At 59.7% G+C, this 8,211-nt stretch carries 9 protein-coding genes; all 9 read left to right on the forward strand.

Features of this window, described 5'->3' with window-relative positions; translation table 11 throughout:
- Nucleotides 1-61: 61 nt before the first annotated feature.
- The gene (gene mnmA, locus DXB44_RS11145) at nt 62-1,165 is read left to right on the forward strand and encodes a tRNA 2-thiouridine(34) synthase MnmA (protein WP_118658769.1); all 1,104 of its coding nucleotides are present in this window, start codon (nt 62-64) and stop codon (nt 1,163-1,165) included.
- Nucleotides 1,166-1,175: 10 nt separating this feature from the next.
- On the forward strand, nt 1,176-1,946 hold the full coding sequence (locus tag DXB44_RS11150; RefSeq protein ID WP_118658770.1) for a tRNA threonylcarbamoyladenosine dehydratase: 771 nt from the start codon (nt 1,176-1,178) through the stop codon (nt 1,944-1,946).
- Between the two features lie 431 nt (nt 1,947-2,377).
- Nucleotides 2,378-3,265 (forward strand): putative manganese transporter, encoded by an 888-nt coding sequence (locus DXB44_RS11155; RefSeq protein ID WP_005920755.1) that lies wholly within the window; start codon nt 2,378-2,380, stop codon nt 3,263-3,265.
- Between the two features lie 137 nt (nt 3,266-3,402).
- Nucleotides 3,403-4,296, forward strand: coding sequence for an HAD family hydrolase (locus tag DXB44_RS11160; RefSeq protein WP_243111130.1), 894 nt, complete (start codon nt 3,403-3,405; stop codon nt 4,294-4,296).
- The gene (locus tag DXB44_RS11165) at nt 4,293-4,781 is read left to right on the forward strand and encodes a DNA-deoxyinosine glycosylase (RefSeq protein WP_005920751.1); all 489 of its coding nucleotides are present in this window, start codon (nt 4,293-4,295) and stop codon (nt 4,779-4,781) included. Before DXB44_RS11160 ends, DXB44_RS11165 begins: the two co-directional genes overlap by 4 nt.
- Nucleotides 4,782-4,884: 103 nt before the next feature.
- Nucleotides 4,885-5,514 carry a 5-bromo-4-chloroindolyl phosphate hydrolysis family protein gene (locus DXB44_RS11170; protein ID WP_118658772.1) on the forward strand — a complete coding sequence of 210 codons (630 nt, stop codon included), beginning with the start codon at nt 4,885-4,887 and terminating at the stop codon, nt 5,512-5,514.
- Nucleotides 5,515-5,557: 43 nt separating this feature from the next.
- Nucleotides 5,558-6,709 (forward strand): toxic anion resistance protein, encoded by a 1,152-nt coding sequence (locus tag DXB44_RS11175; RefSeq protein ID WP_118658773.1) that lies wholly within the window; start codon nt 5,558-5,560, stop codon nt 6,707-6,709.
- Between the two features lies 1 nt (nt 6,710).
- Nucleotides 6,711-7,430 (forward strand): LemA, encoded by a 720-nt coding sequence (locus DXB44_RS11180; protein ID WP_118658774.1) that lies wholly within the window; start codon nt 6,711-6,713, stop codon nt 7,428-7,430.
- Nucleotides 7,427-8,211 (forward strand): TPM domain-containing protein (locus DXB44_RS11185; protein ID WP_199680604.1); only part of this gene is annotated, 785 nt, incomplete at its 3' end. The genes DXB44_RS11180 and DXB44_RS11185, both read left to right, overlap by 4 nt.

The raw sequence follows: 8,211 nt of genomic DNA on the forward strand, positions 1-8,211 counted from the left end.
TTTATGCTGCGGTAGTATTATACTACTGCTTTAGTATGTTGAACCCATAAAAGGAGAACCTATGACCACTCAGAACCCTGTAAACCGTCCCCGCGCCCTCATTGCCATGAGCGGCGGCGTGGATAGCTCGGTGGCGGCCTGTCTGATGCAGCAGGCAGGCTACGACTGCACCGGCATCACCATGCGGCTTACCCACAACGAAACGCTGGGACAGTCCGGTTACCAGACCTGCTGCTCGGAAAAGGATATTGAGGACGCCGCCGAGGTGGCCTTTGCGCTGGATATGCCGTATCAGGTGCTGGATTTCACCGCCGACTTCCGGGCGCAGATCATTGAAAAATTTATCCGCGTCTACGAGGCGGGCGGCACCCCCAACCCCTGCATCGACTGCAATAAATATATGAAGTTCCGCCACCTGCTGGATTGGGCGGAGGAACACGGCATGGAGTATGTGGTCACCGGCCACTACGCCCGGGTGGAACAGGACGCAGCCACCGGCCGCTGGCTGCTGAAAAAGGGGCTGGACGAGGGCAAGGATCAAAGTTATGTGCTGTATAACCTCACACAGGAGCAGCTGGCGCATATCCGCTTGCCGCTGGGTGCGCTGCACAAGACCGAGGTGCGAAAGATCGCGCAGGAGCACAGCTTTATCAACGCCCAGAAGCACGACAGTCAGGATATCTGCTTTGTGCCGGACGGCGACTACGCCCGCTTTATGGAGCAGTTTACCGGCAAGCACTACCCCGCCGGAGATTTTCTGGATCAGAGCGGCAAGGTGGTGGGCACACACAGCGGTGCAGTGCGCTACACGCTGGGGCAGCGCAAGGGACTTGGTCTCGCGCTGGGTGCGCCGGTGTATGTCTGCGGCAAGGATATGCAGGCCAATACCGTTACGGTCGGGCCGGAGAGTGAACTGTTTGACCGCATCGTCTACGCAGAGGATGTGAACTGGATCGCTATTCCGGCGCTGACCGGGCCGCTGCGGGTCACCGCCCGCACCCGGTATCATCAGGCCGAGCAGCAGGCCACCGTTTACCCCGCAGAAAACGGCTTCCGGTTGGAATTCGACCAGCCTCAGCGTGCCCCCACCCCGGGGCAGGCTGCCGTGCTGTATCAGGGTGATGTGGTGCTGGGCGGCGGCACCATCACCCGCGTAGAAAAGTAAGGAGAACAAAATGCAGGATCAATATTCCCGCACCCAGCTGCTGCTGGGTGCAGAGGCTATGGAAAAGCTGCACCACGCCCGGGTGGCAGTGTTTGGCATCGGCGGCGTGGGCGGCTACACGGTGGAGGCGCTGGCACGCAGCGGCGTGGGCGCACTGGATCTGATCGACGACGATAAGGTCTGTCTGACCAACCTCAACCGTCAGATCATCGCTACCCGCAGCACGGTAGGGCAGTATAAGGTGGATGTGGCGGAACAGCGCATCCACGATATCGACCCCAACATCAAGGTGACCACCCACCGGTGCTTCTTTGGCCCGGAGACGCAGGACGATTTCGATTTTACCCAGTACGACTATGTGGTGGACGCCATCGACACCGTTACCGGCAAGCTGGCGCTGGTGATGAAGTGCAAGGAGGCGGGCACCCCCATCATCTGCTCCATGGGTGCGGGCAACAAGATGGACCCCACCCGCTTTGAGGTGACCGATATCTACAAGACCTCGGTCTGCCCGCTTGCCAAGGTGATGCGTATCGAGTGCCGCAAGCGCAAGATCAAGCACCTGAAGGTGGTCTACTCCAAGGAGCCTGTCATGACTCCCATCGAGGATGACTCCATCAGCTGCAAGGACCACTGCATCTGTCCCCCGGGCACTCAGCGCAAGTGCACTGTACGGCGCACCGTGCCGGGCTCTAACGCCTTTGTGCCCTCGGTGGCCGGTCTGATCATCGGCGGCGAGGTCGTCAAGGACCTTGTGGGTTTTGTACCGCTGAAGGGGTAAAACAGGCCGCAGCTTCCTTGCTGCGTGGGACGATTTGGAATGCGCTCCGCGTTGCTCTGCGCATAAGCTAAGGAAATAGTATTTTTTATTTCGGGGTTCAGAAACGCCTGCGGGCGTTTCTGAACCCCATTTTCACAGGTGGGGTCGTGGAGAAAAACGGCATTTGCAGCGCCGCTTTCTACGAAAGCGCGGCGCTGCGGGAGCGTCTGAGAGGGCGAGGAGGTAGGCTGCCGCAATCTGTAAGCAGCGGAGACTATTCAAAATCGTGTTTTTTGCACGCAGCAGCGTTCCATAGCATAAAATTGCAACCAATTTGCAATTTGGTATTGCAATAGGGAAGCATATCGTGTATAATCTACCCTGCACGAAAATGCAAACTGATTGCAAATTGTTGAGAGACGACCCCATGCGGGTCTTTGGAGCGATTATTTATGGAACTGTTTCTGGATGTTTTGGGCGAAACCTTGGTGGATACCGCCAAGATGCTGCCCTTTCTGTTTCTGGCCTATCTGCTGATCGAGTATATCGAGCACCGCCACGGTGAGCGCATCGAAGCGCTGCTGGCAGGCGGCGGGCGCTGGGGCGCTGTGCCGGGTGCAGTGCTGGGCTGTGTGCCGCAGTGCGGCTTCTCCGCCATTGCGTCCAACTTCTACGCCTCCCGGGTCATCACGCTGGGCACGCTGATGGCGGTGTACCTTGCCACCAGTGACGAAGCGATCCCGCTGCTGGTCTCCATGCCCGCTTACTGGGATAAGCTGGCCGTCCTGATGGTCATCAAGGTGGTGTACGCCATCGTGGTGGGCTTTGTGCTGGATTTTGTCCTGCGGGGCGTGCTGCCCAAGGGTCTGCGGGGCGGCTACACCGGCCACGCGGACGAGGTGGACTGCCACGAGGAACACAGCGATGCCGAGGGCAACGAAAAGCCCATCTGGCAGGCGGCGCTGCGCCACACGCTGGAGATCTTTGTGTTTATCTTCGCCTTCAGTCTGGTGTTTGGCATGATCGTAGAGGGCGTGGGCGAGGATGTGTTCGCCGAGATGCTGGGCGGTATGGGCTTCTTCCAGCCGGTGGTGGCGGCTCTGGTGGGCTTGATCCCCAATTGCGCCGCCAGCGTGCTGCTGACCCAGCTGTATGTGGAGGGTGCGCTGCGCTTTTCCAGCCTTGTGGCGGGGCTGTGCACCGGTGCGGGTGTGGGCTTGGCTGTGCTGTGGCGCGCCAACCCCTCGTGGAAGCAGAACCTCTTTATCACCGGCCTGACATGGGCCGCCGGTGCCTTTGTGGGCGTGGCGATGCAGGTGGTCGTGGCGGTGTTTGCCTGAAGATAAAAGTATTTTGGATTTCGGGACAGTGGAATGCCTGCGGACATTCTGCTGTCCCATTTTTCTTTTCCCCCTCTCCCGCTGGACTTTGAAATGTGTTATACTGGGAGAAAACGATGCACACAGGAGAGATGACCATGCAATATAAGATTCTGGCAAGCGATTACGATAACACGCTGATGCCCTTTGGAGAAGCAAAGCCCCGCCCGGCGGTGGTAAAGGCGGTAAAAAAGCTGCAAGCTGCCGGGGGTAAATTCGTGCTCAGCACCGGCCGCTCCTACCCGGGCATCCGGGACAAAAACCAGCTGGGCGGCATCCGATACGACTACGCCATTACCTGCAACGGTGCCTGCGTGGTGGACAGGCAGGGCAACGTGATAGCCGAGCATCCGCTTACCAGCGAGGAGATGTATGTGCTGGTGGATTTTTGCGAGGATTATAACTACCCGCTGCAATTCAACTTCCGGGATGCCTATTACGCCTACTGCGAGTACGAGTATCTGCACACCGGCTATCAGAGGATGAACAGCCCCGGGCTGGACTGCGTGGACGGCGAGGATCAGGACAGGCATCTGGTGGATATGCCCCACGCCGCCTTTGCCGCCATGCCGCCGCAGGAGGTGGAGCGCTTCCACGAAAAATACGGCTACCTTGGCCTGCACTGGATGCAGGTGGGCGCGCAGAACGCGGACGGCTACTGCTACTACGATATCGTGCGCGGCGGCATGGATAAAGGCGTAGGGCTTGCCGACCTGTGTGCACAGATGGGGCTTACGCTGGCAGATGCCGTGGCTGTGGGCGATTCTTCCAACGATGTGGGGATGCTGAAGGCCGCAGGCTTGAGCGCCTGCATGGCAAACGGCACCCCGGACGCCAAGGCCGCTGCCGACCGGATCATCGGGGATGTGCGGGAGGACGGCGTGGCGGCGCTGATCGAGGAACTGTGGTTCGATGGCCCCCGCGCGGAGCCCTCCGGCAGGGATCTTGGCTCTGCATGGGGCAATATTGAAAGCGCAGGCGGCAGCTTATGAGCTTTGCACCGGTGTATGATGACCGCAGCCGGGCGCTGATCTTGGGCACATGGCCCAGCCCCAAAAGCCGGGAGATGGCCTTTTACTACGGCCATCCGCAAAATCGGTTCTGGCCGCTGCTGGCGGCGCTGACCGGGGAGCCGCTGCCCGTGCGGGAGGATATCGCCGCCAAAAAGCAGCTGCTTTTGCGCCACGGGCTGGCGCTGTGGGATACGCTGGAAAGCTGCACCATCACCGGCGCATCGGATGCCTCCATCCGGGATGTGGTGCCCAACGATATCGCCGGGCTGCTGCGCAAAGCACCCATCCGGGCGGTGTTCTGCAACGGTGCCACAGCCTACCGTATCTATACAAAATATCAGCAGCCGCTTACCGGCATCCCGGCTGTCCGTCTGCCTAGTACAAGCCCCGCCAACGCCGCCTGCAGCCCCGCCCGGCTGGAGGAGCTTTGGGGCGCTGCGCTGGCGGACTGGATCGTAAAATGATGACAAGGCTGTAAATTCTTTTGTGGGATACTTGCGTTTTTTTGCGGACGTTGTATTATGGATATCATAAGGGGCGCACTGCCCCGGACAAGGAGAAATGACCATGAGCAAGATCATCCGCACCCAAAAGCCCAGCGTACTGCCTTTTTACGCCATGGCGCTGGTGTTCGTGGTGCTGTGCGCGGTGCTGCCGGTATACAAATTATGGGCGCTGCTGGTGGCGCTGGGCGGTGCCGCCGTGGCCTTTGGCGTTGCACAGAAGCTTTGCCCGCCCCGGGTGGTGGAGCACGAAGTACCCTTCCACACCGGTGTGGAGGATGTGGACCAGATGCTGACCGATATCCAGCAGAAGCTGGACACTCTGCACGCGCTGAACGAGGCTTTGCCCGACCCGCAGCTGTCCGCCGCTATGACCCGCATGGAAAAGGCAGGACGCTCCATTGTGGAAGCCGTGGAAGCAAACCCCGCCAAGGCAAAGCAGGTGCGCCGGTTTGCCAACTACTATCTGCCGGACGCCGTAAACGTTTTGCAACAGTACGCAAAGCTTGCAAAGCAGGGTGTGCGGGGCGAGAACGCCGCCGCCATCCGCGCCGAGGTGGAGCACAACGCCGCCTCCATTGCCACGGCTTTTGAAAACCAGCTGGATGCCCTGTACGCGGCAGAGAGCATGGACCTGTCCGCAGACCTGACCGTTTTGCAGAATATGCTGAAGGGGCAGGGTCTGAGCAAGTAAAACTGGAATATCCCCTCGGGATTTTGAAAGGAAGGAATCACTTATGGCTGACAATACCCTGAACTTTGATCTGGATGCCCCCGCAGTGCCCACCCTGACGCTGGACCCCACCCCCGCCGCTGTGCCGCAGGAGGAAAAGCCCGCCGCTGCCCCTGCCCCGGAAGCACAGGTGAAGCTGAGCCCCGAGGAGCAGGCCATGGTGGATCAGTTTGCCCAGAAGATCGATATCACCAACAGCCAGCAGGTGCTGCAGTATGGCTCTGCCTGCCAGAAGAAGATCGGCGATTTTTCTGAAGCCGCTCTCTCCAAGGTGTCCACCAAGGATCTGGGCGAGGTGGGCGATATGATCACCGACCTCATCGGCGAGCTGAAGAGTTTTGACGCCAACGAGGAACAGCAGAAGGGCATTATGGGCTTCTTCAAAAAGAAAACCAGCCAGCTGGATGCCCTCAAGACCAAGTACGACAAGACCGAGACTAACGTGGAAAAGATCCAGTCCATGCTGGAAGCCCATCAGGTGCAGCTGCTCAAGGACATCGCCATGCTGGACAAGATGTACGAGCTGAACATGGCCTACTTCAAGGAGCTGAGCATGTATATTCTTGCCGGCAAGAAAAAGCTGGCTGACGTGCGTGCCAACGAATTGCAGCAGGCTATGGATAAGGCCAAGGCCTCCGGTCTGCCGGAGGACGCACAGGCCGCCCGCGACCTTGCCGATCAGTGCGAGCGCTTTGAGAAAAAGCTGTATGATCTGGAGCTGACCCGCAACATCAGCTTGCAGATGGGCCCCCAGATCCGTCTGCTGCAAAACAACAATACCATGATGGCGGAAAAGATCCAGTCCACCATCGTGAACACCATCCCGCTGTGGAAGAACCAGATGGTGCTGGCACTGGGTCTGGCACACAGCCAGCAGGCCATGCAGGCTGAGCGCGCTGTGACCAACATGACCAACGACCTGCTGAAGAAGAACGCCGAGGCGCTGAAGCTGGGCACCATCGAGACCGCCAAGGAGAGCCAGCGCGGCATCGTGGATATCGAGACCTTGCAGCAGACCAACAAGAGCCTGATCGAGACGCTGGACGAGCTGAACAAGATCCAGAGCGAGGGCCGTGCAAAGCGCGTTGCCGCCGAGCAGGAACTGACCCGCATCGAGGACGAGCTGAAAACCAAAATGATGGAGATCCGGAGCTGAAATGGCAAACGCTGATTTTTCTCAGAACAAACAAACCGCTCCCGGCGGCTTTGACGCGGGCAGCTACCGCGAAAAAGCAAAGCCGGAGCAGGCCGTAACGCTGACGCCCCGCCAGCAGAAGCTGGCCGCACTGGAAGCAAAGCTGCCCGCTGCGCTTTCCACCCGGGCGGCGGCGCTGGCTTTGAGCGTAGTGGTAATGCTGGCCGCCTTTTTCGGCTTTGGCAGCGCCAAGCTGCGCGGCAAACACAACACCGCCCGCCAGTGGTTCACCGCAGGGGTCGCCGCCGACAACGGCTATAACCTGAGCGAGGAGCTGACCACCCGGGAAAATACGGCGGCGAACATTATCACCACCGCCAGCAATACGCTGGGGGCAGATAATGCTGAAGTATTGACTGCACAGGATGCACTGACGGCGTTCAGCAACGACCTGGACGGCGTGAAGGCAGGCAAGACCCGGCTCCATGCCCTCTATGAGGACAACGAGACTTTGGGCACCGCCATCGACCAGCTGTATGCAAAATTGCAGGAGCAGGCCGCAGACCCCATGAAGATGGGCGCGGTGCAGGGGCAGTACGGCCAGTTCAACAGCGCAGCCACCATCATCGGCACCTTGCAGTATAATACGGCGGTGTATGAATATCAAAAGGATGTCGGCGGCTTCCCGGCCAGTGTACTGGGAGCTTTGTCCGGCGTGAAGGAGGTTGAGCCCTTCGCATGAAAAACTTTGCAAAACGCATCAGTGCACTGGTGCTGGCCGTGGTGGTCAGCGCGGCGGTGCTGTGCCCGGCGGCCTTTGCCGCCCAGCTGCCCAGCCTGCCCAAAGATCAGTGCGTGGTGGATGGTGCCGGTGTGCTGAGCAGCAGCACCGTGCAGACCATCACCGAACTGAACGCCCAGCTGGAATCCAGCTGCAGCGGCGCGCAGATCGGTGTACTGACAGTAGAATACACAGGCAATGATTCTACAGAGGATTACGCAACACAGGCTTTCAACGCATGGGGCATCGGTTCGTCCTCCCAGAACAACGGCGTTCTGATCCTGCTGGTGATGGAGTCGTCGCAGTATGCGGACGGCGACTACTACCTGACCTATGGCGATGGCTTCCGCAACACCACGCTGGCAAAGCAGTCCAGTGCCATCGCCCAGACCATGGAGGATCAGTTCGCCGCAAAGGATTATGACGGCGCAGTGACCACCTGTGCCCGGAACGTGGCAAACACCATTGCGGATATCTACGGGGTCAGCCTTTCCGGCGGCACCGGCAACGGCACCACCGTGCAGCCCGGCTATCAAGGCGAGCAGAGCAGCGGCGGCAGCGCCCTGACCGACATCCTGACCCTTGTGGTCAGTGTTGTGCTGCTCATCGTCATTATCCGGTCGATGGCCTATGTTTTTGCCAGCCCCTGCGGCTGGCTGTGGTGCTTCGGTGGGCCGCGGCCTCCTCGCAGACGTCGCGGCCCGCCGCCGCCCCCACCGGGCGGCTTCTACGGCGGCTCCCG

Origin of the sequence: Faecalibacterium sp. OM04-11BH, assembly GCF_003482185.1 — a bacterium.
GTDB lineage: Bacteria > Bacillota > Clostridia > Oscillospirales > Ruminococcaceae > Faecalibacterium > Faecalibacterium tardum.

Bases quoted from the DNA above. Each gene is read 5' to 3' on its own strand.
- mnmA (WP_118658769.1), top strand. From the start codon at position 62: ATGACCACTCAGAACCCTGTAAACCGTCCCCGCGCCCTCATTGCCATG.
- DXB44_RS11150 (WP_118658770.1), top strand. From the start codon at position 1,176: ATGCAGGATCAATATTCCCGCACCCAGCTGCTGCTGGGTGCAGAGGCT.
- DXB44_RS11155 (WP_005920755.1), top strand. From the start codon at position 2,378: ATGGAACTGTTTCTGGATGTTTTGGGCGAAACCTTGGTGGATACCGCC.
- DXB44_RS11160 (WP_243111130.1), top strand. From the start codon at position 3,403: ATGCAATATAAGATTCTGGCAAGCGATTACGATAACACGCTGATGCCC.
- DXB44_RS11165 (WP_005920751.1), top strand. From the start codon at position 4,293: ATGAGCTTTGCACCGGTGTATGATGACCGCAGCCGGGCGCTGATCTTG.
- DXB44_RS11170 (WP_118658772.1), top strand. From the start codon at position 4,885: ATGAGCAAGATCATCCGCACCCAAAAGCCCAGCGTACTGCCTTTTTAC.
- DXB44_RS11175 (WP_118658773.1), top strand. From the start codon at position 5,558: ATGGCTGACAATACCCTGAACTTTGATCTGGATGCCCCCGCAGTGCCC.
- DXB44_RS11180 (WP_118658774.1), top strand. From the start codon at position 6,711: ATGGCAAACGCTGATTTTTCTCAGAACAAACAAACCGCTCCCGGCGGC.